Consider the following 23,397-nt stretch of genomic DNA (forward strand, 5'->3'; position numbering starts at 1 on the left):
CGGGGGGCCGCCCTTAGGTCCTCAAGGGACGGACCGACATTCTTGGGTACTAGGCGACCTCGACTTCTTGAGCAGCGACGGCTGAGTTGACGGCTAGGAGGAGAGCGTCGATTTGAAGAGTTGCTTCAGGTCCGCCAGCGATTAAACGGTTTAGAGGCATCGAAGCGACCATCTTCATCACGTCCATTCCTAGTTCTGCTCCAGCGTCCGCAGAGGGCATTAGCCCTTCGAAAGCTGCAGTTGCGATTAATGCCGCTGAAGGGTGCGACATCAACTCGGCGACGGTGGAATCTGGCGTGAAATCCGCGACGAGGGCGTCTCCGCTGATCTGCACCTCACATTCGAGCTCGAGTTCTCGGCTGGACTTCGCTGCATAGAGGCGGTACTTGCCGCCCTCCACGACCCAGCGGTCAAGTCGATCGTCCCAGTAGGCCAGATCTCGTCGATGCACACTGACGGTGACGGTGGACGTCGCGCCTGGTTCTAGATCGACAATTCCCACACCGACTAGTTGTAGTTCCTCGGGACGTTGTGGTCGGGTGAGTTAGCGAAGACCTCCGGGCAGGATGTGGGTTACCACACTCGCATCATGCAACCGGAGGTCTTCGTGACTCACGCTAATGCTCCTTTGACGCCCGAAGGGCGTCGTCGTCTCGCTGTTCTGATCGTCGATGACGGCTGGTCCGTCCGTCGCGCGGCGGAACGATTCCAGGTCTCGCCCGCGACCGCCGCGAAATGGGCCGCCCGATACCTGGTGGCAGAACCGATGACCGATCGCAGCTCCCGCCCGAGGACATCCCCGACCCGGTCATCGGACCAGCTGGAACGCCGGATCCTGGCACTGCGATTCACCCGCCGATGGGGGCCTCACCGAATCGGATACCACCTCGGTGTTCCCCGCTCCACGGTCGGGCGGATCCTGGCCCGTCACGGGATGCCACTCCTGCACCATCTCGATCGAGCCACCGGGCTACCGGTCCGCCGCCCAGCTCCGGTGCGCTACGAGAAAACCCAGCCGGGCGAGTTGATCCACATGGACATCAAGAAACTCGGCCGCATCCCCGATGGCGGTGGGCACCGCATGCTCGGCCGGCAGGCCGGCGCCCGAAACAACGATGGTCACGGCCGGAACGGCCGCGGCTACGCGTTCCTGCATCACGCGATCGATGATCACTCCCGGCTGGCCTACTCCGAAATCCACACCGATGAGCGCAAGGAAACCGTGATCGGTTTCTGGCAGCGAGCAAGCGTGTTCTTCGCCGACGCCGGCATCCGCGTTCAAGCCGTGATGACCGACAACGGGTCCGCCTATCGGTCACGAGATCTTGCGGCGGCGCTCGGCCCGGTCCGCCACCAATTCACCCGCCCCTACCGACCACAGACCAACGGGAAAGTCGAACGCTTCAACCGCACCCTCGCCACCGAATGGGCCTACGCCGCGACCTACACCAGCGACGAAGCCAGAGCCGCCACCTACGACACCTGGCTTCATCACTACAATCACCACCGACCCCACACCGGCATCGGCGGCCAAACCCCATCAGCCCGCGTTCACAACCTCACAGGGAACTACAACTAGTTCGCGGGGTGCACGGGATACAGCTGAATCGACTTTTGATGCATAGATTTGGACGATCTCTCGTCCTGCGGTGCTTCCGGTGTTGCGAATCGACACCTTGACAGCCAACCCGTCGTTGCCGGGCTCGACTGCGAGATCTTCAAAGGCAAACGTTGTGTAGGAGAGCCCATATCCGAAGGGGTAGAGCACCTCCTGCTCCCGAGCGTCGTATCCTCGGTAGCCGACAAATGTGCCTTCTCCGTACACCGCCCGCGAGTGTTCACCCGGAAAATTTAGGTAGCTGGGAGCATCTTGCACACGGAGCGGGATGGTCTCGGTGAGACGTCCCGATGGATTTACCGCGCCGAACAGCACGTTGGCGATAGCAGCTCCGCAGCCATGCCCGAGGAGACCGCCGGAGAGGATCGCGGGCACGAGAGCATGCACGGGTGCAAGATGTAGGACGCCGCCGGCCGAAAGGACAACGACTGTATTTGGTTGTACCGCGACAACGGCTTCGAGAACGGCCAGCTGTTCCACTGGCAGATCGATGGTGTCGCGATCGAACCCTTCGGACTCGTTAGATTCTGCCAGTCCAAGGAAAACTACCGCGACATCGGAGTTCCTTGCTCGCTCCACTGCCTCGGAGCACAGAGCGTCGGAGCCACCTGATCCGTCGGTAGTGAAGCCAACTGCATGTTCGACAGTCGCCTGAGGAGCGGCAGCTCGAATCTCGGTCAGCGGAATGTCAAGGTCAGTGACTCGGACGTGCGAGCTACCGCCGCCTTGATACCGAGGCTCAACAGCGAAAGCGCCGATGACAGCGATGCGTCCACTGCGGTCGAGCGGTAGAAGCGCTCCATCGTTCTTCAGGAGTGCGATGCTGCGGGTCGCAGCTTCACGCGCGAGTGCGTGATGAACTGTGTAGTCGACCGAAACGTCTCGCCGGTGGTACCGCGCGAGTAAAGCAGTTCGGGCAACTGCGGTCGCCGCGCGATCGACGTCCCTTTCGTCGAGTGTGCCGTTCAAAACTGCATCTACCACGCTCGCGTTGAAGAATCCGGTGTCGCCTGGCATTTGAAGGTCGAGGCCAGCTGCGACCGCGGCTACACGATCGCCGACGGCACCCCAATCGCTTATGACGGCGCCTTGGAATCCCCAGTCTCGGCGGAGAACATCTGTAAGCAGGAACTTGTTCTGCGAGGCTAGGACTCCGTTGATGCGGTTGTATGAGCACATCACCGTCCACGGGTGCGCGTCTCGGATAACTCGTTCGAACGCGCGCAGATAAATCTCGCGGAGGGGACGATCTGCGACGTCTGAACTCAGACGCATACGGTCGAATTCAGCGTTGTTAGCAGCGAAGTGCTTCAGGGATGCGCCGACACCGCCCCCTTGGAGCCCGTTGACCCATGGGGTTGCCAGATGACTGGTCAGGAATGGGTCTTCACTGAGGTACTCGAAGTTGCGGCCGCAACGAGGGTCCCTCTTAATGTTGATTCCGGGACCGAGAAGCACGTCCACTCCCTGGTCTTGCGATTCCCGAGCTAGTGCCGCTCCGACGCGCTCCATCAGCTCACCGTCCCAGCTTTGCCCCAAGCCGACAGCCGGAGGGAAACATGTCGCCGGGGAGCTAGCACCTAGGCCCAAATGATCTGCTGCCGAACCCTCTTGTCTACGGAGCCCGTGTGGCCCGTCAGACATGACAAACGAAGGTACTCCACGCGCCGCGCTTGACTCCCAGAAAGATGACCCACCTCCAAGCGATGCCTTTTCTGAAAGAGCAAGTTGCGCGACGGCGGCGGACGCTTCTACCTCGATTGTGCTGGGCATCTGAGTCTCCTGTTCCAGCTTGTTATCTCGACTTGTTCGGATCCACTGTTCGGGGTGACACTTCAGCCAAGGGTGAACGCATGAAAGTCCACTGCTCCCTTTCCGCGGTATCGGAAGTACAAGGCAGACGACTCGCTGAGTCCCGGCGGGAGCTCTGCGAGGCTTCGTCCTGACGAGTCGGAAACCCGGACGCTGGCGAGGGGGACGCCGTTGAGCTCGGTGCTGATCTGTAGGTCACCAGAACCGCCTCGAGTGTCGATCTCGATAGAACGGGTGTCTTTGAGGTCGAAGTACTTGAACCCCGCCACGGCGCCGTCGCGCAGGTTGGCGATGTACTGATCACCATTGCCTTCGCGATCCCGTCCGGTTTGGGTGAAGTAGGGATGTGCACTGTGGCTTCGGAACAAGCTCAGGTAGGGAACTGGCTTTGCGCCGGCCGCGGACTGCAGTACGCACGCGATCCGTGCTGCGTATTTTCCGACTCCCGGCAGTGGTCCGTTGTGAAGCCCCGAACTGGTCATCTCCGCCTGGGTGAAGCGACCGTTCTCGTCGATGTCGATTGGTTCTGCGGCTGCCTGGCGGCTGACCTGGTCACGATGCGTGTGCCTGTGATAGAAGATGTACCACTGGCCGGCGATCTCGACTAAACCACCGTGATTATTTGAGGTGTAGTTCAGAGCGTCCTTCGGAGCGCGACCGTCAAGGCCGATATCGCCGTTACTGATCAGCACGCCTGCAAACCGGTACCCCTCTGCGGGGTGGCTGCTGGTCGCATAGCACAGTTCGTGACCGTGGATAGATGAATAGACGAAGTAATACGTGTCGCCGATCTTACGAATCGATGAGGCTTCGAAGAACTCGTGCCCCTCGAATCCGGTCCCCTCGCTCGTACCTGCCATAGGGACTATGAGCCTCGGCCCCGCCGAGATCGTTGTCATGTCGTCTTCTAGAGCGACAACGTAAGCGCCCTTGTGTTCGAGTTTGTGCTTATCCGCGACCCGCGAGGTAATGGGATTATTTGGCGCGAACCCAAAGTAGAGGTATACCTGGTCCATCATCATCTACAAGCACCCCAGGATCGAAGGGGAACGGCTGCCCGGCGATCGATCCGAGTGGTGATCCACTCTGGTCGGAGACATGCCCCAGGAACTGGTATGGCCCTTGGGGAGCATCCGCGACGGCGACGGAGATGCGTGGCACGAACTGCATCCCGTAGTAGAGGTAGAAGCGGCCGTCGCCGCCCTGGACCACGTCGGGTGCCCAGAGGGCGATCTTGCCTTTGGGGTTCCCCGGATCTTGGTCTTTTCGGTATGCCACCCCATGCGACGTCCAATTGCCGAGATCCGTGAGCGGAGCCGACCAGACAACATAGTCGTTCATACAGTACTTACGTCCCCCGAACCGGTCGTGAGACCCGAAGAGGTAGACGCGGTCGTTAAAAATTCGAGGTTCTCCGTCGGGTATGTATTCCCAGTCGGGGAGGAACGGATTGACGGCGAGGTGGGTCAAGATCGCGGCTCCTTATTCGCGGTGACGCACGGGAAGATGAGGGTGCGCAGCTCAGCGACGTGGATGTCAATTGGATTGGGCTCTAGCGCACGCTCTTGATCGGCATGACTGCTAGGGCTCCGAGCAGGGCGATGACAACCACAGCGACGTAAATCGCGAGATACCCACCGAACACAAGCACGATGACTCCAGCGACTGCTGGACCGATGACTCCGGGCAGGGTCGACGCGATGTTGAGCACTCCGAGGTCTGTTCCGAATCTCTCCTTGTCCGGCAACACCGAGCTGATTAGGGCTTGGTCGACCGCGATGAACGTTCCAAATCCAAGTCCGACGAACACAGCGGAGACGATCATCCCCGGCACGGATGGCATCAAGATCGGCACTAGCGCGGCGAGGGCGATGACAAGGCCGCCTGCGAGCACGAGTGGCTTTCGACGTCCGATTCGGTCTGAGAGCGGACCAGAAATGGCCGTGGAGATCAGGATCGTAGGCAGTGTAGCGAGCCCGAGGAGAGGAGCCAGTTGCAACGACTCTTCGACCGGGACGCCGATGTAGTCCTGAAGTATGTAGAGGGAGTAGGTGTTGAGGAGGCTGAATCCGCCAAACAGAAGGAACCTTCCCAGAAACCCCCAGAAGAAGTCGGGATGTTTGATCGGGCTGACCCAGAAGGCTTTGAGGAACGCGAGCACGTTAAAGGGCTGCCGGTGTTCTCCACGATTGTCTCGGTCCTTGACCGCGACGACGAACCAGATGGTGAGCAGAAGTACGGCACCCGCTATAGACGTATATCCAAGGGGGATGTTCTTCACGAAGAAGGATCCGATGATTCCTCCGAGGACGCCTGCAAGCAAAGTCCCCAGTCCGACGAGAGTCGAGTAGCGACCCCTGAACCTAACGGGCACCCGGTCAGGGAGAATTGCCGTGAAGGGCGCGCCCATGGCGTTGAATCCGAACTGTACAAAAACTACTGCAATGGTGAGCGCCGCGATCGAGGGAGCTAGACCGGCTGTAATCATGGCCACCGAGCCAATGACAGCACCCACCAGAATCCAGGGCCTGCGAGCGCCGAATCGAGTTCGAGTCCGGTCAGTTAGAACGCCGGCGAGGGGCATCGCAAGCATTGCAGCAAAGGCGGAAATGGCGCTAATTGTCGCGAGCGCGCCTACCTTTCCGGCGTCGTCGATCTGCTGCGCCTGAACTGCCGCGAAGTAGTTCGTCGCGCTGAATGCCAGAAATGGAACCGCGGCAACGAAGGGGGCAAAGCGGAACAGAGGGCGAAGCTCTCTTGGAAGTTTCTCTTTGGTCTGTTGGCCCATCTTCATCGCCTCTCCAGGCCCGGCCGGAATGGAAGAGGTCAACGGGGTGATGGGTTCAGATGACCTGTTCGGTCGTTGGGTGGGCTCCATTGCCGCTTCTTTCTCGAGTAGTGCGGGATGAGATGACACAAACCGACGCAGTGGCGGTTTCCGCTTGGTGAGAAACCATACTTGAGTCGGTTTCTTGGCGCAAGTGGCATTTGTTCAGAGATCGAGTTGCTCGTTCGTCACGCGGAGCGGACGCACACGTTCACCGATTGGTGACCGTAGGACGCTCGCGCATCGCCGAAGTGTTGGCGAAGAGCAGCCGCCCGGCCACACTCAAGGACAGGCGCCATCGCCGAGTTGCGACTCGTCTGGTACGGGGAGGACCGAGTATTGTGATCGCCACGGTCGCGCATCAGCCTTCAGTGTCGAGTCAGTCCCGTCCGCCTTGGTTCGGCTGAATAGCAATAGCCTCAAAGAAGTCACCGATCAGTTCAGCCATATCTATACTCGGGTCATACAGCCAGCGGATCTGCAAACCATCTTGCAATGCGGCGAGAATAACCGCGAATTTATCAGGATCTAAGGTCGCGGCGAGTCGCCCGCTTGATTGCATGTCTGCGAGCAGGGCAGATGAAGCAGCCTTGTTCTGCTGATACCTGTCCGCGAAAAACTCGTGTGCGGGGTTAGCTGGGTCGGTCGCCTCCGCCGAGAGCCGAGCAAAGAGCTGCACCAGCCCTGGAACCTTTGCGTTCTCGCGAATAAGGTTCGCGATAAACTCCGCGGGGTCAACCGATGGCGACTCTCGCTGTTGAACCCATGCATCCGTGACGAGGTCGTCGCGCCTCCGAAGAACCTCAGCGAAGAGCTCTTCCTTCTTGTGAAAGTGATGCAGCAACCCAGCCCTACTGAGGTTTGCTGCTTCAGCGACCTCGCCGATCGTCGCGCCGTTGTACCCGTGCTCCGCTACCACCTGCAACGCAACATCAACCAACTCGGCCTGTTTGGCGACACCCTTGGGGTACTTGCTATTCGGACGCATGGCTAGATGATATCTGTCTTGCCAAGAGATACCGATCGAGGTATGGTTTCAGCACCCGTTCAAAACAAACTGTGTGCTGGTTTGTTTTTTTAACACAGGAGTTCCGGCGATGGTGCCACGAAACGATGTCGGCGCGACCAACGAGGATCCCACCGTACAATCACTACGAATTGGCATACTCGGGGCGGCGCGAATCACGAAGATCGCGCTCATTGACCCCGCACTCTCGACGCCGGCTGTCGAGATATCCGCTATTGCGGCGCGAAACCGGGACCGTGCATCCCGTTTTGCGCGAGATCACAACATCGGTCGCGTCCACGACAACTACTCCGCCCTCCTGAGGGACCCTGACATTGATGCCGTTTACATTCCCCTCCCGGCCTCCGCGCATGCCGAGTGGACGCTCGCCGCGATCGCAGCAGGGAAGCATGTGCTATGCGAAAAGCCGTTCACTGCTAACGCAGTCCAAGCCGAAAAAGTCGCATCAATCGCCGCCAAGAGCGAATTCGTAGTGATGGAGGCCTACCACACGGGCCATCACCCCATGATGGGACAACTTCGGCAATACCTGTCCGCCGGCACCCTCGGCGAGGTAGTGAGTGCACATGCGAACTTCGCGGTTGCCATCCCACCCGGAACAGATATCCGCTGGAATGCCGATCTCGGAGGCGGCGGACTGCTCGACGTCGGTTACTACCCAGTCAGGCTCTTACGCGACTTGTTTGGCGAGGCAAAGGTGGCCCAGGCACGCGCGCGCGACCGGCAGGGCATAGATTCCTCTCTCACCGCACGCCTGGAGTTCGCCGGCGGCGTGCGCGGCCAGGTCGCCTGTTCGCTGTGGCCCCCAAGGCCTGCGTTCCCTTCGCTGACCATCACCGGCTCGCTGGGAACGTTGCGTGTTCGTATGCCCTACCACCCGCAAACTGCGGGCCTCATCAAGTTCACATCCAAAAGTCACCGGTGGTCGGTCCGTCCAGCCCGCACGTCTACTTACGTCGCACAGTTGACGGCTTTCCGCGACGCAGCGCTCCGCGGCGGGCCAAATATCACTGATGCACCCGCCGCCGTGCGTCAAATGCGAACGATCGACGAAATCTACCAAGCGGCCGGCATGAATCCGCGTTGCTACTCCACCCCACCAGTCTCTCGAGAGGACTAACAATGACAACCACACCCTCACTCACACTCGCGGAGAAGGCCAGCCTCGGCAGTGGCGCAGACTTCTGGTCCACCAAAGCCCTCCGGGGCATCCCTTCCGTCTACCTCACCGATGGCCCGCACGGAGTTCGCAAACAGGGGGACGCTGTCGATCATCTCGGAGTCTCCATGAGCGTCCCCGCAACCTGCTTCCCCCCTGCCGCGGGACTGAGTCAATGTTGGAACAGCGATCTGGTCAGGCAGGTCGGCGCAGCGCTCGGGCGAGAAGCACGAGCGCTCGGCGTCCATGTCCTGCTCGGCCCAGGTATCAACATCAAGCGACACCCACTAGGCGGACGCAACTTTGAGTACTTCTCGGAGGACCCAATCCTTACTGGAGTGCTTGGTAGCGCTTGGGTTGACGGGATCCAGAGCGAGGGTGTTGGGGCATCCCTCAAGCACTTCGCAGCGAATAATCAGGAGAGCGATCGGCACCGAATAAGCTCCGACATCGACCCCCGCACTCTGCGGGAGGTTTACCTGCGCGCATTCCAGCGAGTGGTTGAGGTTTCAAAGCCCTGGACCGTCATGTGCTCATACAACCGAGTCAACAACATTCCCGCGTCTGAGAGCGCATTCCTGCTCACACGGGTACTTCGAGATGACTGGAAGTTCGACGGCGTGGTCGTCAGCGATTGGGGCGCGGTCTCTGATCGGGTCGCGGCCGCTCGCGCCGGACTCGACCTAGAAATGCCCGCCGCCGAGGGTAGCGACGACAAGCTACTAGACGCCGCGATGGACGGTTCGCTCAGTTCGGCAGTCCTGGACAGAATCGCGGAACGGGTCACAGCCCTTGCTCGGAAGGCGCGACTCAATGTGGGTCGCGAGAACGCAGTCGACTTCGACGCGAATCACGCGCTCGCGCGTGACGCGGCGACGCAGAGCATCGTGTTGCTGCGAAACAACAACGGTCTCCTCCCCCTAACTCCGGGCCAGTCGATTGCCGTAATCGGTGAAGCTGCGAGAACACCTCGTTTCCAGGGCGGCGGCAGTTCCTTCGTCAATGCCAAGCGCGTCGATAGCCCGCTGGACGAGATCCGACGAATCGGTGGTATTGATTCAATCGTTTTCGCTGAGGGCTACGCCAGCGGGGACAGCATCTCGAGCGGCGAGTTGATTGAGGAAGCAGTCGAGGCAGCGCGCGAGGCCGAGGTAGCAGTGCTATTCCTCGCCGCACCGCTGGAATCCGAAGGGATCGATCGCAAAGACCTCGAACTCCCCGCAGATCAGATTGCGCTAGCCCGGGCCGTACTTGACGCCAACAGCAACACAATCGTTGTTCTCGCCCGGGGTGGGGCAGTCCGAGTTGGAACGTTGGGCCCGATCCCGGCGATCCTCGATGGTGCGCTACTAGGTCAAGGAATCGGCAGAGCAATCGCAGATGTCATCTTTGGGATCACGAGTCCGTCTGGACGGCTGTCGGAAACTGTTCCCCTGCGGCTCGAAGACACGCCAGCATTCGGCGCCTTTCCTGGCGAGCATGGGCACGCCCTATACGGAGAGGGCCTTCTGGTTGGGTACCGTTGGTACGACACACGAAAAATGGATGTCGAGTACCCATTCGGCCACGGATTGTCCTATACAACCTTCGCTTACTCCGAACTCCAACTCGCGGTCACCGATGAAGGCATAACCGCCACGGTGGTAGTCACCAACACAGGTGACCAGGCAGGGCGTGAGGTCCCCCAGTTCTACGTATCCGTCTCGGATTCCGAAGTTACGCGTCCCGCCCAAGAACTCAAAGCGTTTGACAATGTGTTCCTCGAAGTAGGCGAATCCAAAGCCGTACAGGTGCTTCTTCGCCGCGGGGATCTCGCTTATTGGGACGTGCGAGGCGATAGGTGGACGCTAGAGAGCGGCGAATATATCGTCTCCGTCGGAGCGTCCAGCCGCGATATCCGAGCCCAATCAACGGTCCTCGTCGAAGGCGACTTTGTATTCGTCGAGCTGACTATGCACTCGACAATTGGCGAACTGCTAGCGAACCCGGTGACCAAGAGTGCTATCGCTAACGCACTCACCACAGCTTTCGGACCTACCGACAACCCGGCCGTGGGTGGAAATGTGGTGCAGATGATCTCGCCAAGCCCACTCCACTCCGTTATTGGATTGCTGGGTGAGGCACTTGACGTAGACAAGTTCCAAGTCCTCCTCGCAACCGCGAACTCACAAGAGGTCGAGGGCTAAATATTATGCGATCTGTATCCTTGAACACGCATTGGTTCGTTTCCCCGAAGCGGGGATTGTTCGATGGGATGAACCCAACCATCGCACCGCCGGTCGGGGTGACCCTGCCACATGATGCGATGGTGTCCCTCCCCCGAAGCGCTCAAGCCGCGTCAGCTGAACACAGCGGCTATTTTCCAGGCGGCGCGGTCGAGTACACGCGAGAGCTTAATCTCGACACGGAAGAAGCGGCAAATGTTCACTATTTAGTCCTCGATGGGGTCTACCGCGACGCCATGGTTTACGTCAATGACCATTTCGCAGCACAGCGCCCTGCCGGCTACTCACGGTTCGTAGTGAACCTCGACCCATTTCTGCGACTCGGGGACTCGAATGAACTTCGAATCGAGGCACGAGCCCACCGGGATTCGAGATGGTACTCGGGACTCGGAGTCCACAGAAGCGTTCACTTACTCACAGGACCACGGATCCACATAGCGGTCGATGGAGTGCGGGTATGCACCCCTGATATTGATGACGCTGGCACCCTCGTGGAAGTGGCAACCACGATCGTCAACGAGTCGTCACACACTCAAACCACAACCTGCCATGTCGCGATCCGTAATCCTCGCGGCGAAATCATCGCAACCGACCAGGTGCCAATCACGTTGATCGCCGGTGAGTCGGGAGTTGCGAGGAAGCGAATTTGGATCGCAGCACCAGAACGCTGGAGCATTGATAGCCCCGCCCTCTATCGAGCTGAAGTCTCGATAGGCGAAGGTCCCGAGAATGACTCCGTCTCCACCACGTTCGGTGTCAGAACTCTTCAGCTCGATTCGCGGCACGGTCTTCGAATCAACGGCGACACGGTGAAACTGCGCGGCGCCTGCATCCATCACGACAACGGTGTCCTGGGAGCGCGCTCCATCGCACGTGCCGAAGAACGACGCATTGAGATCCTCAAATCCGCTGGCTTCAATGCCATTCGCAGCGCGCACAATCCATTGAGTCCAGACCTTCTCGACGCCTGCGACAGATTAGGCATGGTGGTACTGGACGAGGCGTTCGATATGTGGGCAGAAGCAAAATCCGCGTTCGACTACTCACTCGCCTTTCCAGAGTGGTGGGAGCGCGACATCGAATCGATGGTTGCAAAGGATTTCAACCACCCCTCCGTAGTGTTTTATTCGATCGGTAACGAGATTCCTGAAACCGGACGCACACATGGCGCTCGGCAAGGCCGACTCTTGGCGGACAAAGTGCGGTCTCTCGATCCGTCACGCTTTACGACCAACGGCATCAACCCTCTCGTCTCAGTCGTAAAAGAGCTACCCGCACTCGCCGGCCACGGCGACGCCAACCGTGACGTAAACGAAACGATGGCCGAAATGGGGTCCTTGATGGACGCGCTGGTCACCTCCGACTTGGTCACGGCGCGTACTGAGGAGAGCTTCGGGGCAGTTGACGCTGCTGGCTTGAATTATGGCGATAGCCGGTATGTTTCTGATGGCAGCACATTTCCACACCGCGTCATCATCGGCACCGAGACTTTCTCGACGCGCGTCCAGGATGCTTGGCCCACGATCCTGGCCAACGATCACATCGTCGGCGAGTTCACATGGACTGGATGGGACTACCTGGGCGAAGCAGGAATCGGCCGGGTCGAGTACACAAAAGAAGGTGGAGCACTGGCAGGCACGTCAGGAGCATTCCCCTGGCAACTGGCATGGTGCGGAGACATTGACATCACCGGTCACCGGCGCCCATCGTCTTATTTCAGGGAGATCGTGTTTGGCCTGCGAGCCCAGCCATACATCGCGGTGCTGCGGCCGCGAGCCGACGGACTTCTACCCTCCGCTGGACCGTGGTCTTGGACTGACAGCATCTCTTCATGGACTTGGTCGTGCGATCCAGGAACGATAGTGTCCGTCGACGTCTATAGCGACGCCGAGACTGTGGAACTGTTTTTGAACGGAACGTCTCTAGGATCTGTTCCAGCGGGATTGGCTCACGGATTTGTTGCCAGGTTCGACGTTCCTTATGGGGTCGGAGAGCTCCGCGCCGTCGCATCTTCCGGAGGCATCGAGACGGGACGATCAATCCTGCGGTCCGCCGTCGGGGAGGTTGCCCTCGCGGTCGAAGCCGAACGGGCCGAAATCCGAGCAACTCCGGACGATCTGGCCTACGTAAATATCATCCTGGTGGATGGCAACGGCGTGCCCTGGCCCGAATCGGATCGGAAGGTTGAGGTGGTCGTGGATGGACCAGGAGAACTCATTGCCTTGGGTAGCGCCAACCCGAAGACAATCGAGTCCTACCTTGACTCATCACACACCACATTTGACGGCCGCTCTCAAGCCGTCGTGCGCCCCACAGGCGCAGGCACGATCGTCATCACTGTGAGCGCCGAAGGGCTAGCGTCGCGCAGTATCACGGTGACGTCTCATGAGTGATCGCGACCTCTCCATAAGCGAGTTGAACTCCACATCGGCAGTTTTGCACGGCATCCGACCCCCATGGTTCCGCAGAGTTGCATGATACTGGGTGCGGGCAGGGCCGCCTTGAGGTCTGCCGGACTGTGAAGGGATGGAGTTTCACGCGAGTCTGAAAATGGGCATCTGGAGAAAGTCTCGGAGACGCATCACGTCGAGAGCCGGCTGGGTGTCGGGCGGAGCCGAGCTGGCATGCTCCCAACAGAAACGAACCTCCCGGATCTTGAGTCGACTAGTTTGAGCAGACCGATCCCCCGGCCGACTCAGCACCGTCACCGTCTACCGGCATCTGACGCGACCATCTCTCTCCAACTGCTCGCGAGACCAAGATTCGGCGAAGGCCAAATAATCAGGATTGCCTGAACGGTGGTCGCGCAGAACCAGGTTTCGTTGCCCCCTGTGTAACTACCATTACTCGCGCTAGCCGCCAAAACACGACGCGGCCTGGCTACTTGTCGAGGTCGACCGGATAGTCATGAGAGGAACCTCGAGTGTCCTGGCCGAAGACCACAAACACCCAACTCAAAGGTGAGCCGCGACGTCAGCCGAGAGCCGTCTCCCCGATGCCCCGAGGCGCTCCTGACAGGCTCCTACCGGAGCGTCGTCCGCGAATGGTGGCGACACCCACACAAATTACCCAGAGCAACCACGGGAAAACGGCAAGCATGGCGTTGCCGAATCCGCCCGACGCGAAAAAGCTGTCCGGAGATGTTCCAGTGAATCCCATCGGCGCCCAGGCCAGGTTAGACAGCGACGTGAGGACAGCGAGCGTTCCCGTCCAGCGCGGAACGACGCCGGATGCAAATGTGAGCAACGCCCCGGTACCGGACACCAGAGCGAGCAGCACCGCGCCCGCAGATCCGAACAATATCGCATGGCCCTCGATCAATGCACGAATGGCAGACGGATCGGGTTCGAGGCCGATTACGTCCAGCGCGGCCCCACCATCCATCGCATCTCCGACGAGAGTTACCGAGACGAACGCGATGCCAGCGCCAAAGAAGATGTCGGCGATCCACTGCAACTCCGGCCGCGCCGTAGTGACCAGCTGACGGAAGCACGCCAAGAAAACAATGAGGGAGGCCATCAGGAATGTGTCCGCGAAGATGACGAGAAAGATCGGCCCGCTGGTCTCCTGTACATGGGAGACCAGCGCCTCCGAATCGTCAAGGTCCGGGCGGCGTCCGGTCGTGAGCTTTGCAGCCACCTCGATGGTCAAGAATAGCGCGACCGCGAGCGCCGACAAACCCATCCAGCGCCGTACGCCTGGAGTTCTCATGCTGCCCTGCTCAGTTCAGGCTGCAGGAGCCATCGTCGAATCTTCGAGTTCGATACGTCGCTTCTTCCCCTGCTTTCGCATTACCGAGCGACGAACCCGCGCCAGTGCGACGTTCGAGGGTACGAACACCTGGCTCTTAATTTGAGCCGCGAATTGGTGCTTCTTTATGAAGGGGCGCAGCCCCTCCTCCCATTCGGTCAACGCAGCATTAATCGATTCCGGATGCTTTTCGAGAGCAGCACCGAGCGCGTCGGCTCCCAGGAGTCCAGCGGTCGCACCCATACCGGAGTACAGCGTGAGGCACCACGCCGAATCGCCCACAAGCACGACCCGGTTGTCGTGCCAGGTGTCCATCTTCACCTGATGAACGGAGTCGAACAGAAAGTCCGGTGCGTTCTCGAGTTCCTCGAGAACATGACCGATCGCACCGTCGCCGTCCACCCCGGCGTACCGCTCGCGGAGGGTCTCGATTGGAGGGCGGTCGAACTCCGCGTTCTCGTTCTTCGTGCGGTAGGTCAGCAGTGCAGTCGGTGGCCGGTCGCCGAACGGGAACACCCACAGCGAACGCCCCGGTTCAGCCAGCACGATACCGTCGCGGTCGGCAAGATTCGGCACCTGCTCGTTCAGAGCGAATGCACAGACGATGGCGTTGAACGGTCTCATGTATTTCTCGTTTGGCCCGAATGCTTGCTCCCTGACCGAGGAACGCAGACCGTCTGCACCGATGACGAGGTCGAACGATTCCTCTCTTACCTCGCCTGTCGCCAAGTCTCGTAGCGCGACCCGCGCATAGTCTGGGAGCGAGTTAATCGCCTCCGGTGAGGTTGCGAAGCGAACCGCGATTACATCCCGCACCCGATCCCACAAAGCTGCCTCGATGTCTCCTCGCAGTACTCCACGCGGCTCTCCAGGCTGGTCGAGGAACCCGACGCTGCGCATCCGGCCGCCGTCGGAGCCAACCTCCCAGGTTCGGCTCCCGACGGGGTTCTCACGCGTGATCGAGTCGAGCACTCCGAGCCGTTCCGCCGCTTCCCGACCCTCAGCGAAGAGTCCGATGAAGTAGCCTCCTGCGCGACGCGCCGGTGCCCGCTCGACGATCAGCGGCTCCCAGCCGATGCCGTGCAACCGGACGGCCGCGGCCATGCCAGCGATGCCGAGACCGACCACGAGAACCTTCTTTTTCGCACTCATCCAGTTTCCCCTTCTCTGTTTACGACGTCTTGTCGCAAAGATTACGACGGGTCGTCCTATAAAAGATGGGAGATTGCTGGAAGCTGGTGAATACTGGGGGCATGCCGAAAATTATGGCTGGGAATCTTGCCGACCACCGCCAGCTGGTGCGGGGCTCGCTGCTCGATGCGTTAGACGAACTGTTGGATGAGCGGGAGTACGACCGCATCACCCTTACTGATGTGGCCGCACGAGCCGGCGTGGCCCGCAATACTATCTACAACTACGCGCCCGACAAGGCGTCCCTCTTGTTAGCCGCGGTTCGACGCTCGACCGACCAGATTGAGCAGCAAGTTGAAGCCCTCGCCCAGGCTTGTCATCTTTCCGCAGCGGAACGACTCACCAATGTGATCGCCTTTCTGCTCACCTCGTTCACCAAAGGCACGCACCGAGTGTTCGTGCTGCAGGCACAGGTGGGGTCCCTCGAGGTCAAAGATCAGGCAATCGCGGTCGACTCGATCAACGCAGTACAGTCGCACATCACGCTCGTGCTCGAGCAGGGCGTTCGTACCGGAGAATTCCGCGCCAGCTCGAGCGCCAGCCTCGAGCTGGCATTCATCAGCGGGGTGATGGCCGCTGCGGTGCGGCAGATGGCACTGGACCCCGCCCGCACGGCTCAGGCCGTCTCGGAGGCGACTGCCTTCATTCTCCGAGCGGTACAGACCTGATTACCCATCCCGAGGCCGCCCAGCAGAAAACCACTACGGATTCAATTGGCCACGGAATCGATCGCAGCGCGGGCTCACCGCTCACGTCCGCCGAGAACCGCACTTTGAGCGGTTCGATGTATTCAGGTGTGCGATAGTACGGAAGATTGTGACAGCAAGGGCCTCGGCGTGCGGGACCCACGGCGTGTCCAATCGCCAAAGGTGTCGCGACGCTGTCCGCAGCGACGATCGAGGCAAGACCCAAACACGGAGACCGTCAGTGTCGCGCACAGAGACGCCCTGCGTGTGGCGCTGCTCGATTCAGCGTCGACAACCCTAGACAGTCCGCTCGGGTGTCGAATGACTCGACTTGGCTTACATGTCACTTCGACTCCCAATCGAACTGGCTGGATCAGTAACTCGAATGCAACGACGATGAGGTTTGCACGGGATCCACGGGTCCGCCGGCATTTGACATTCACCCCATCCCGAAGATCCGCCCACAGGTCTCGCGATGTCGAGCATGCAGAAGCCGTCCGCGGCCTCGCCGAGCTTGGGGGAACCCAAGTTGTGCCGCCTAGGCAGTCAACCTGGCGGGCCTGTGCAGGTGTCTCCGACTAGCCCGCACATAAGGTCGCCAACGGTTCGGCGGCTAGAGAATGTGTGCAGAGCAGTCGCAGCGTCGACTGTAAGCCCACCGGACGCGCCGTGGCATTCTCCAAAATCTTCCGACAAGGACCTGTTGTTGCAACCGCGTCTACCCGACCGTGCAGGGTTCACCCGGTCGCATCACCGGTGTCGGTCTAGTGACAACTTTCCGAGTGGAGGAAGAGTCCACCCGCTCAGTCAAATCTATTGGGTTGCCGTCGGGCGGTGCTTGTTGTTTCGAACCACAAAAGGTAAGAGATCTCCGCGACGACCGTGGGCATCAAGACCACCAGCGGGAGCACGTATTCCGCCGACGCCATGCACGGCTGGCCCACGAAGAGGATGCCTAGCGCGCCACTTTCAGTGAGCACGAAAATGCCAAGCCCACGGCAATCCTGAACAACGGGGCGAGAAGGTGCACGCCGGGGAGTTCAACATGATTCTTCGACAGAAAGTCTCCCTCATCCTGCTTGGGCACGGTGTTGCGGGCACCGTCGTCAAGGTCGGTGCTGCCCTTGGTCGTCTCTATCGAGAAGATTAGCGAGACAAGCAGTCTCGCTAATGACATAATTGAAGTGCGGGCCCACCCATCGCTGCCGACGAGACATCGGCCTGCATCGAGGAGTGTGTCCGAAATCCAATTTCCACGGGCCGCTTCAGCGGCTCTCCAGTTAGGAGCTGACAATGAGTGATCGTCTGACGGGCAGAGTTGCCCTCGTAACAGGCAGCGGCAACGGAATCGGGAAGCAACTCGCCCTGAGCTTGGCAGCGCAAGGCGCAAGTGTCGTGGTCAACGACCTTGGTACCGATGTCGGAGGCCAGGGCCGCAGCTCCGCGGCTGCCGACCTCACTGTCGCCGAAATCGTCGCAGCGGGAGGATCGGCCGTTGCGAACTATGATTCGGTCGCCGAATCCGAGGGTTGCGACAGCGCGGTCTCAACCGCTGTCGCGGAGTTCGGCTCCTGCGACATCGTCGTCGCCAACGCCGGTGCGCTACTGCAAAACACCCTGGCCGGCCTGCAGGCCACAGATGATGCCTGGCTACAACTGCTCAAGCTCTACGTCGGCCAGAAATTCTTCCTGGCCCGTGCTGCCGTGCCCGCGATGGCCGAACGAGGCTGGGGGCGGATGCTGTTCGCGACTTCCGAGATCGCTCGCGGAACGCAAGCGAACCCCCTCGGCGCGATCGCAATGAGCGGTGGCATCGGCCTCTGTCATGACCTGGCGAATCAGTACAAGGGTTCCGGTCTGACCTTCAACTGCTACGCGCCTGCAGCAGGCACACGCACGTTCGACGCGTACAAGAGTCACATGGATGACGCCCTTCGCGCCCAGGGCGTTCCTGAGGACCAGTTCAGCGCGTTCTACCTGCCGCCGGCTGAGTTCATCGCCCCTATGCTCACTTGGCTGTGCACTGACGCCGCCTCCGACGTCACCGGCCAAGTATTCAGCGTTAAAGGTTCCGAGGTCACGCGCTGGACTGGCACAGAGGACGGGCCAAGCATTACCAAGAACGGCGACCTTCGCTCCCTGTGGACTCTGGACGAGCTCGATGCCAAGGTTCCGTCACACCTCCTCGCCTAGCCCGGCGCACCTTCGGCACGCCGGGCGGGAGGCGGGTTCACTCGCGTCCCGCCGGTGGCCGCCCGCGCCGTGAGGGCCGAAACTGCGAGATGATGGACCGGTGTCTGCACGAGGTCCTGGAGCCCAGCGCTCCGAACGCGCGCGGAACGCGATCATGAAGGCCACGCGCGGCGAACTCGCTGCGGAAGGCTACGACCGCCTCTCGATCGACCGCATCGCCGCGGCTGCCGGAGTCGGAAAACAGACCATCTACCGCTGGTACTCGTCGAAGAGCGCGCTAATAGCGGAGTGCATCCTGCGCGGGGACGTCCTCCCACTGGGATTCGTCGTACCTCAGACGCAGGATTGCCGTGCGGATATCGCGCAGTGGATCGACGAATTTGCCACGGAGAGCCGATCGCCCCTGTCCGCCGCCTTGACTAGGGCCGGCGTCGCAGCCGCCGCCGAACATCCCGAGGTCGCGGCCCGCTATGCGGACGTGACCCGCGCGACTGAGTCAGCCCTGATCGCGCGGCTGGATTTGGGGGTCGCCGCCGGCCAAATCTCCGACGCGATGTCGACCGCGACCATGACCGAAATGATCCTCGGCGCCTTGCTGTACCGCGTACTCAACCGGCAGGAGATCACCGAACAGTACTCAGAGCAGTTGCTGGAACCGTTCTTCATAACTGCTGTACGAGTGTCGCGCGACTAGCAACTCACCCGCAGGCGTTGTCGCTGAGCGCTCAGCTCTCAAGGCTGGGGTCGATTAGGATCTTCACCGCCCCGCCGGAAGCGAGCTGGGCCAACGCATCCTGAAGTCCGCCCAGTCCTACGGTCTTGTCGATGAGGGGCGCCGTCTGCAATCGACCGCTGATCATCAGCTCGATAGTGACGTAGAATTCCGGGTTGAGGTGCGCCAACGATGCCATGAGGCTGACCTCGCGCCCCAGCCAGATCCCGGGATTGATGGTCACGGGTTTGAGTGGAGTGCTAACTAGCACCACAGTGCCGCCCGAGCGGGAGAGTAGAGGTCCAGCCTCGAGGGTGGCTGCCAATCCAGCACAGTCCACGACTAGGTCCGCGCCGAGACCGTTCGAGAACGCTCCCACCGCCGACTCCGCGTCATCCGGATGCACCGAGCCGTCAGCGCCAAGCGCGTCTCCTAAGGCTCGACGGCTGTCCACCGGCTCGACGAGCAATACCTTCGCGCCGCTGAGCTTCAGAAACTGCACGGCGAACAGCCCGACCGGTCCGCCACCGAGTACCACGGCGACGTCTCCGAGGCCGACGGGCTTCCTTCGCACACCATGAAGTGCTACCGTGGCCGGTTCTACCATCGCAGCCTGTTCATCGGTGAGTTCGTCCGGGATCCGCATGACCTTCTCGGCCGGGATCTGAATCCTCTTGGCGTAAGCGCCGTGCGGAGGTTGATGCGGGTGCGTACCCATTGAGAGCAGGTGAGCGCGCTCACATCGTCCTCCGTGGCCCGCGACGCAGGTGTCGCATTCCTGGCACGCCTTTGGGGTGCAGTTCAGAACCCGGTCCCCCGCCTTCAACAACGTAACGTTTTTGCCCACCGAGATGATCCTGCCTGCCCACTCGTGACCCGAGAGATACGGCGTGTAAGGCTTACCGTCCTTAAACGCGGCCACGTCGGAGCCGCAGACTCCCACGCGAGAGATCTCGACGACCACAGTGCCCTCGTCGGCCTGCTCGGGAAACGGCGCATCGATCACCTGGTAGCGAGCATCGCCACCGACGAGCACTGCTTTTTGCGAATATGTCATGGCTTTAGCTTTCATCGTTGATGATGGTGATGACCCGAGCCGGGCACACCGCGGCACCCTCCCGGGCTTGCCGGCGCGATTCGACGCCTTGTGGATCATGGTCAAGGACGACCACCACACCATCCTCGTCCCGCTGGTCGTAGACGTCGGGGCCGGCCATGACGCAGCTCCCCGCTGAAATACATCTACTTTCGTCGATCTGTATCTGCATGTTCCTACGCCTCTCCGGACACGACGGTCCGCTCTATTGCATCTGCCAGCTCGCGACGATGCTGCGCGAGCTGGGGGCCGAACCCACTGGTCAAGAACCCGGTGATCTCACCGTTGTGACGACCGACGAGTCCCCACTTGCGCGAATCAAGCTCGCCCCAAGCCAGGTCGTACTCGTCTCCGGGCCCGATCATGCCGAATGACTGCAGCTTGAAACCAAACTGATCGGTCCAGAAGAACGGGACCGGCACGTAGGCAGAACGCGTGCCGCTGAGGGTGAGCGCCAGATGTGCCGCGCCCTCGGTCGCGTTCGCCCGGGTCTCGAAGCGCATGTGCCGCCGGTAGCCGGGGTGGAAGCCGTTTGCGACATCACCGACCGCGAACACGTCCTCGCAGGCCTGCTGATATTCGTCGACGACCACACCGTTGGTGATCTCCACACCGCTCCCCTCCAGCCACTCGACATTGGGACTCGCTCCAATGGAAATCAACACCACGTCGACCGGCACTCGCGACCCATCGGAGACCACCAGTTCCGTGATCTCCCTGCCATCGGCGACGATCTCGGTGCACGATGCGCCGAGCACCAGATTGACCTCGTTGCTGCGATGCTGCTCGAGTAACCACGCCGACAGCTCCGGTGTGATCCGATTGGCGAGGGGCTGCTCCGTCGGCTCGATGACCGTGACGGTCACACCGAGGTTCACTGCGCTCGCTGCGACTTCAAGGCCGATCAGGCCACCGCCGACGATTCCCAGACGCGATCCCGGCGTGAGTCGCCTGCGCAGCTCGGCGGCATCACTCAGAGTCCTCAAGACGAACGCGTTGCCGTAGCCGTCGAACTGCGGCAAACGCCTGGGCGAGGCGCCCGTAGCGATGACCAACGTGCCGTAGTCGATGTCCTCCCCATCGCTCAAGTGCACCGTCTTTTGGGCGAGATCGAGGGCGGTCGCGGCCACTCCCAACCGGCAGACGATCCCCTTTTCAGCGAGCTCCTCATGGCTTGTCAGAGCGATGTCCTCGAATTCCTGCGTGCCGCTCAGCACTCCTTTGGACAATGGGGGACGGTCGTAGGGGAGGTGGCTTTCCGCTCCGATCAGGGTGATGCGGCCGGCGTGACCGTGTGCACGCAGGTCGAGTGCGGTTCCGACACCGGCCCCGGAGGCCCCGACGATGACGACGTGATCGGCCGCGGGCATAACCGACCCCATCAGCTGCGTCCCCACTCGACGACGACCTCGGCCGAACCCTTGCAGAGGGCCCGCTCCCGCCACCCCTCCGACGGAAGCACGTTCTCGAATCGGCTGTACCGTTTCACGATCTCTTGGAGTGCGAGCGTGATCTCCATCCGGGCCAGCTGAGCTCCGGGGCACGCGTGCGGCCCCAGCCCGAAGGTGACGTGCCGAGCCGGGTCGACACGGTCCATGTCGAAGGTCAGCGGATTGGGGAAAGCGGCCGGGTCGGTGTTCGCGGCTAGGAGACTGCCGCCGACGCTCTCGCCTCGCTTGATGGTCGTGTTGCCGAGGATCGCGTCCTCTTTTGCCATGCGGGCGCGGGGGAAGCTGATGCCCACCGTCAGGAGGCGCAGCATCTCTTCGAACGCTCGCGGGAGCGCCTCGGGCTCCCGCTTCAGCCGCTCGAAGGTGGCGACGTCATATGAGAGCCATTCGATGCAACTGTTTAGCATCACGCCGGTGGCGTCGTGAGCGGCGGTGAGCAACGTCATACCCATTCCGCGTAGCTCGTCCTCGGTCCACTTGCCCTCTGCGGTGTCCTGGATCATGGCGCTCATCAGGTCCTCTCCCGGCTCACGCTTCTTGCGTTCGTACAACTCGACGAAGACCGGCGTGATCTTGGAGTACGCCTCGTACACCTCCTCCATGCTCGTCACCCGCGAATCCACGATCGCTGAGCACGCGTCGATGAACACAGGGTCTGTAATTGTCGGCATGCCCAGGATCGAGCACAGGACATGCATTGGCAGCACCTTGCCGATCGTGGAGGTTATATCGGAAGGGTTTCCGCGCGCCTCGAAGTCGTCGAGGCACTGATTCACGAACTCCTGCGTGCGCGGGCGGAGGGCGTTCACGCGCTTGACCGTGAGGTGCCGCATGAGCACACCGCGCTTGGTCTGGTGGTGCTCCCCGTCCGTCGACAAGAACGACTGCGTCAGGGTCGTACTCTTCTCGGTCTGGCGCATCCTCGGGAAGTCTTCGTCGCCGAAGAACTCGACGGTGTAATTGGGGTCCGTGTAGAAGTCTTTGACGAGGTCGTAGGTCGTTGTCATCCATCCTTCGCCGCCGAAGGGGAAGTCCACGCGGACGACGTCGGAGTCCTCACGCAGCGCTGCGTAAGCGTTCGCCGTCTCGGACCAGTTGACCAGATTTTGCTTCGACTGAAGTTTGTAGGGTGTCATGTCTGTGGAGCCTCTCTTAAATCCTGGATCTGTATTGGGGAGGGCACCGGATCGGTGTCGCCTTGAAGAAGTAGGGTCATTGGATCGAAGATCTGGCCGGCCGGATACTGGTTTCCGAACATCCGCGCCCCGTTGGGACTCAGGTGAGGCTCGAGCGAGAACGATCCACCGGCGGAGCGGGCGACGACGAGGAGATCGGCGATCGCTATGCGCGCGTCCGGAACACCGGGCGTGGCGACCGTGAAGGAGCCGGTGTCGCCGATGATGACAATCCCAGGCTCGTTCAGATGAACCGCCAGCAGACCGCCGTGGCCCAGGTAGCTAATTCCCGATGTGGAGCGCCACACGATGGTGTCATCGGCAGTCGTCAACTGACCCGAGAAGGCGAAACGTCCATGCCCCACCGGCCGGACCTCGCCGGCAATCTCTATAACGCCGTCAGGCATGCGTGCAATGTAACGGGAGAAGGACGATTTCACGGCCCAAAGGAGGATCGCCTCTCGTTGTGACATTC

Annotated in this window: 19 protein-coding genes and 1 pseudogene; 7 read left to right on the plus strand and 13 right to left on the minus strand. The window is 60.8% G+C overall.

Translation table 11 applies throughout. The features are described 5' to 3' along the window. Positions 1–49: 49 nt before the first annotated feature. Positions 50–517 (minus strand): annotated as a pseudogene (locus BLW00_RS19255) (fibronectin type III-like domain-contianing protein); the annotation flags it as partial. 90 nt (positions 518–607) lie between these two features. Here BLW00_RS19255 and BLW00_RS19260 point away from each other — a divergent pair. Then, positions 608–1,579 (plus strand): IS481 family transposase, encoded by a 972-nt coding sequence (locus BLW00_RS19260; protein ID WP_139256822.1) that lies wholly within the window; start codon positions 608–610, stop codon positions 1,577–1,579. Here the strand turns inward: BLW00_RS19260 and BLW00_RS19265 are convergent. The 5 genes from BLW00_RS19265 to BLW00_RS19280 form a co-directional block, all read right to left on the minus strand. Beyond that, positions 1,541–3,391: a glycoside hydrolase family 3 C-terminal domain-containing protein gene (locus BLW00_RS19265; protein WP_092557299.1), complete on the minus strand. Its 1,851-nt coding sequence runs from the start codon at positions 3,389–3,391 to the stop codon at positions 1,541–1,543. The two genes, BLW00_RS19260 and BLW00_RS19265, sit on opposite strands and share 39 nt — an antisense overlap. A 62-nt stretch (positions 3,392–3,453) precedes the next feature. Further along, on the minus strand, positions 3,454–4,452 hold the full coding sequence (locus BLW00_RS19270; protein WP_322788350.1) for a family 43 glycosylhydrolase: 999 nt from the start codon (positions 4,450–4,452) through the stop codon (positions 3,454–3,456). Beyond that, positions 4,406–4,900, minus strand: coding sequence for a family 43 glycosylhydrolase (locus BLW00_RS24285; protein ID WP_217634435.1), 495 nt, complete (start codon positions 4,898–4,900; stop codon positions 4,406–4,408). Before BLW00_RS24285 ends, BLW00_RS19270 begins: the two co-directional genes overlap by 47 nt. A gap of 82 nt (positions 4,901–4,982) precedes the next feature. After that, positions 4,983–6,308, minus strand: a complete 1,326-nt coding sequence (locus BLW00_RS19275; protein ID WP_092557301.1) for an MFS transporter — start codon at positions 6,306–6,308, stop codon at positions 4,983–4,985. A gap of 328 nt (positions 6,309–6,636) precedes the next feature. After that, positions 6,637–7,245: a TetR/AcrR family transcriptional regulator gene (locus BLW00_RS19280; RefSeq protein ID WP_092557303.1), complete on the minus strand. Its 609-nt coding sequence runs from the start codon at positions 7,243–7,245 to the stop codon at positions 6,637–6,639. A gap of 109 nt (positions 7,246–7,354) precedes the next feature. On the opposite strand from BLW00_RS19280, the gene BLW00_RS19285 reads away from it, so the two are divergent. The 3 genes from BLW00_RS19285 to BLW00_RS19295 all read left to right on the plus strand — a co-directional run bounded on the left by BLW00_RS19285 (position 7,355) and on the right by BLW00_RS19295 (position 13,061). Then, on the plus strand, positions 7,355–8,404 hold the full coding sequence (locus tag BLW00_RS19285; protein ID WP_092557305.1) for a Gfo/Idh/MocA family protein: 1,050 nt from the start codon (positions 7,355–7,357) through the stop codon (positions 8,402–8,404). A 2-nt stretch (positions 8,405–8,406) separates the two neighbouring features. After that, entirely contained in the window at positions 8,407–10,629 is a 2,223-nt protein-coding gene (locus BLW00_RS19290) for a glycoside hydrolase family 3 protein (protein ID WP_092557307.1), read from the plus strand. Positions 10,630–10,748: 119 nt separating this feature from the next. Continuing rightward, positions 10,749–13,061, plus strand: coding sequence for a glycoside hydrolase family 2 TIM barrel-domain containing protein (locus tag BLW00_RS19295; protein ID WP_281242434.1), 2,313 nt, complete (start codon positions 10,749–10,751; stop codon positions 13,059–13,061). Between the two features lie 580 nt (positions 13,062–13,641). On the opposite strand, the gene BLW00_RS19300 is transcribed toward BLW00_RS19295, so the two are convergent. Further along, a complete protein-coding gene (locus BLW00_RS19300; protein WP_139256805.1) occupies positions 13,642–14,379 on the minus strand; it encodes a hypothetical protein in 738 nt (245 codons plus the stop codon). Between the two features lie 15 nt (positions 14,380–14,394). After that, the gene (locus tag BLW00_RS19305) at positions 14,395–15,570 is read right to left on the minus strand and encodes an FAD-dependent monooxygenase (protein ID WP_092557313.1); all 1,176 of its coding nucleotides are present in this window, start codon (positions 15,568–15,570) and stop codon (positions 14,395–14,397) included. 101 nt (positions 15,571–15,671) lie between these two features. Here BLW00_RS19305 and BLW00_RS19310 point away from each other — a divergent pair, with 101 nt between their 5' ends. The 3 genes from BLW00_RS19310 to BLW00_RS19325 all read left to right on the plus strand — a co-directional run bounded on the left by BLW00_RS19310 (position 15,672) and on the right by BLW00_RS19325 (position 19,182). After that, positions 15,672–16,277 (plus strand): TetR/AcrR family transcriptional regulator, encoded by a 606-nt coding sequence (locus tag BLW00_RS19310; RefSeq protein WP_175494409.1) that lies wholly within the window; start codon positions 15,672–15,674, stop codon positions 16,275–16,277. Between the two features lie 1,311 nt (positions 16,278–17,588). Continuing rightward, positions 17,589–18,488: an SDR family NAD(P)-dependent oxidoreductase gene (locus tag BLW00_RS19320; RefSeq protein WP_092557319.1), complete on the plus strand. Its 900-nt coding sequence runs from the start codon at positions 17,589–17,591 to the stop codon at positions 18,486–18,488. Positions 18,489–18,642: 154 nt separating this feature from the next. After that, the gene (locus BLW00_RS19325; RefSeq protein WP_092557321.1) at positions 18,643–19,182 is read left to right on the plus strand and encodes a TetR/AcrR family transcriptional regulator; all 540 of its coding nucleotides are present in this window, start codon (positions 18,643–18,645) and stop codon (positions 19,180–19,182) included. Positions 19,183–19,213: 31 nt separating this feature from the next. Here BLW00_RS19325 and BLW00_RS19330 read toward each other — a convergent pair whose 3' ends face one another. From BLW00_RS19330 to BLW00_RS19350, 5 genes are all read right to left on the minus strand, one after another. Further along, on the minus strand, positions 19,214–20,257 hold the full coding sequence (locus BLW00_RS19330; protein ID WP_175494411.1) for a zinc-dependent alcohol dehydrogenase: 1,044 nt from the start codon (positions 20,255–20,257) through the stop codon (positions 19,214–19,216). Between the two features lie 4 nt (positions 20,258–20,261). Then, complete coding sequence (locus BLW00_RS19335) at positions 20,262–20,468, minus strand: ferredoxin (RefSeq protein WP_092557325.1); 207 nt, start codon at positions 20,466–20,468, stop codon at positions 20,262–20,264. A gap of 4 nt (positions 20,469–20,472) precedes the next feature. Next, a complete protein-coding gene (locus tag BLW00_RS19340) occupies positions 20,473–21,666 on the minus strand; it encodes an NAD(P)/FAD-dependent oxidoreductase (RefSeq protein ID WP_175494413.1) in 1,194 nt (397 codons plus the stop codon). An 11-nt stretch (positions 21,667–21,677) separates the two neighbouring features. After that, complete coding sequence (locus BLW00_RS19345; protein WP_175494415.1) at positions 21,678–22,754, minus strand: cytochrome P450; 1,077 nt, start codon at positions 22,752–22,754, stop codon at positions 21,678–21,680. A gap of 125 nt (positions 22,755–22,879) precedes the next feature. Further along, positions 22,880–23,395 carry an HtaA domain-containing protein gene (locus BLW00_RS19350; protein WP_092557331.1) on the minus strand — a complete coding sequence of 172 codons (516 nt, stop codon included), beginning with the start codon at positions 23,393–23,395 and terminating at the stop codon, positions 22,880–22,882. Positions 23,396–23,397 lie beyond the last annotated feature (2 nt).

The organism is Herbiconiux ginsengi (assembly GCF_900107435.1).
In the GTDB taxonomy this organism is placed as follows: domain Bacteria; phylum Actinomycetota; class Actinomycetes; order Actinomycetales; family Microbacteriaceae; genus Herbiconiux; species Herbiconiux ginsengi.

Coding starts and splice junctions, on each gene's coding strand:
- BLW00_RS19265 (WP_092557299.1), bottom strand. CDS start 3,391: ATGCCCAGCACAATCGAGGTAGAAGCGTCCGCCGCCGTCGCGCAACTT.
- BLW00_RS19270 (WP_322788350.1), bottom strand. CDS start 4,452: ATGATGATGGACCAGGTATACCTCTACTTTGGGTTCGCGCCAAATAAT.
- BLW00_RS19275 (WP_092557301.1), bottom strand. CDS start 6,308: ATGGAGCCCACCCAACGACCGAACAGGTCATCTGAACCCATCACCCCG.
- BLW00_RS19280 (WP_092557303.1), bottom strand. CDS start 7,245: ATGCGTCCGAATAGCAAGTACCCCAAGGGTGTCGCCAAACAGGCCGAG.
- BLW00_RS19285 (WP_092557305.1), top strand. CDS start 7,355: ATGGTGCCACGAAACGATGTCGGCGCGACCAACGAGGATCCCACCGTA.
- BLW00_RS19290 (WP_092557307.1), top strand. CDS start 8,407: ATGACAACCACACCCTCACTCACACTCGCGGAGAAGGCCAGCCTCGGC.
- BLW00_RS19295 (WP_281242434.1), top strand. CDS start 10,749: ATGGTGTCCCTCCCCCGAAGCGCTCAAGCCGCGTCAGCTGAACACAGC.
- BLW00_RS19300 (WP_139256805.1), bottom strand. CDS start 14,379: ATGAGAACTCCAGGCGTACGGCGCTGGATGGGTTTGTCGGCGCTCGCG.
- BLW00_RS19305 (WP_092557313.1), bottom strand. CDS start 15,570: ATGAGTGCGAAAAAGAAGGTTCTCGTGGTCGGTCTCGGCATCGCTGGC.
- BLW00_RS19310 (WP_175494409.1), top strand. CDS start 15,672: ATGCCGAAAATTATGGCTGGGAATCTTGCCGACCACCGCCAGCTGGTG.
- BLW00_RS19320 (WP_092557319.1), top strand. CDS start 17,589: ATGAGTGATCGTCTGACGGGCAGAGTTGCCCTCGTAACAGGCAGCGGC.
- BLW00_RS19325 (WP_092557321.1), top strand. CDS start 18,643: ATGAAGGCCACGCGCGGCGAACTCGCTGCGGAAGGCTACGACCGCCTC.
- BLW00_RS19330 (WP_175494411.1), bottom strand. CDS start 20,257: ATGACATATTCGCAAAAAGCAGTGCTCGTCGGTGGCGATGCTCGCTAC.
- BLW00_RS19335 (WP_092557325.1), bottom strand. CDS start 20,468: ATGCAGATACAGATCGACGAAAGTAGATGTATTTCAGCGGGGAGCTGC.
- BLW00_RS19340 (WP_175494413.1), bottom strand. CDS start 21,666: ATGCCCGCGGCCGATCACGTCGTCATCGTCGGGGCCTCCGGGGCCGGT.
- BLW00_RS19345 (WP_175494415.1), bottom strand. CDS start 22,754: ATGACAACGACCTACGACCTCGTCAAAGACTTCTACACGGACCCCAAT.
- BLW00_RS19350 (WP_092557331.1), bottom strand. CDS start 23,395: ATGTCACAACGAGAGGCGATCCTCCTTTGGGCCGTGAAATCGTCCTTC.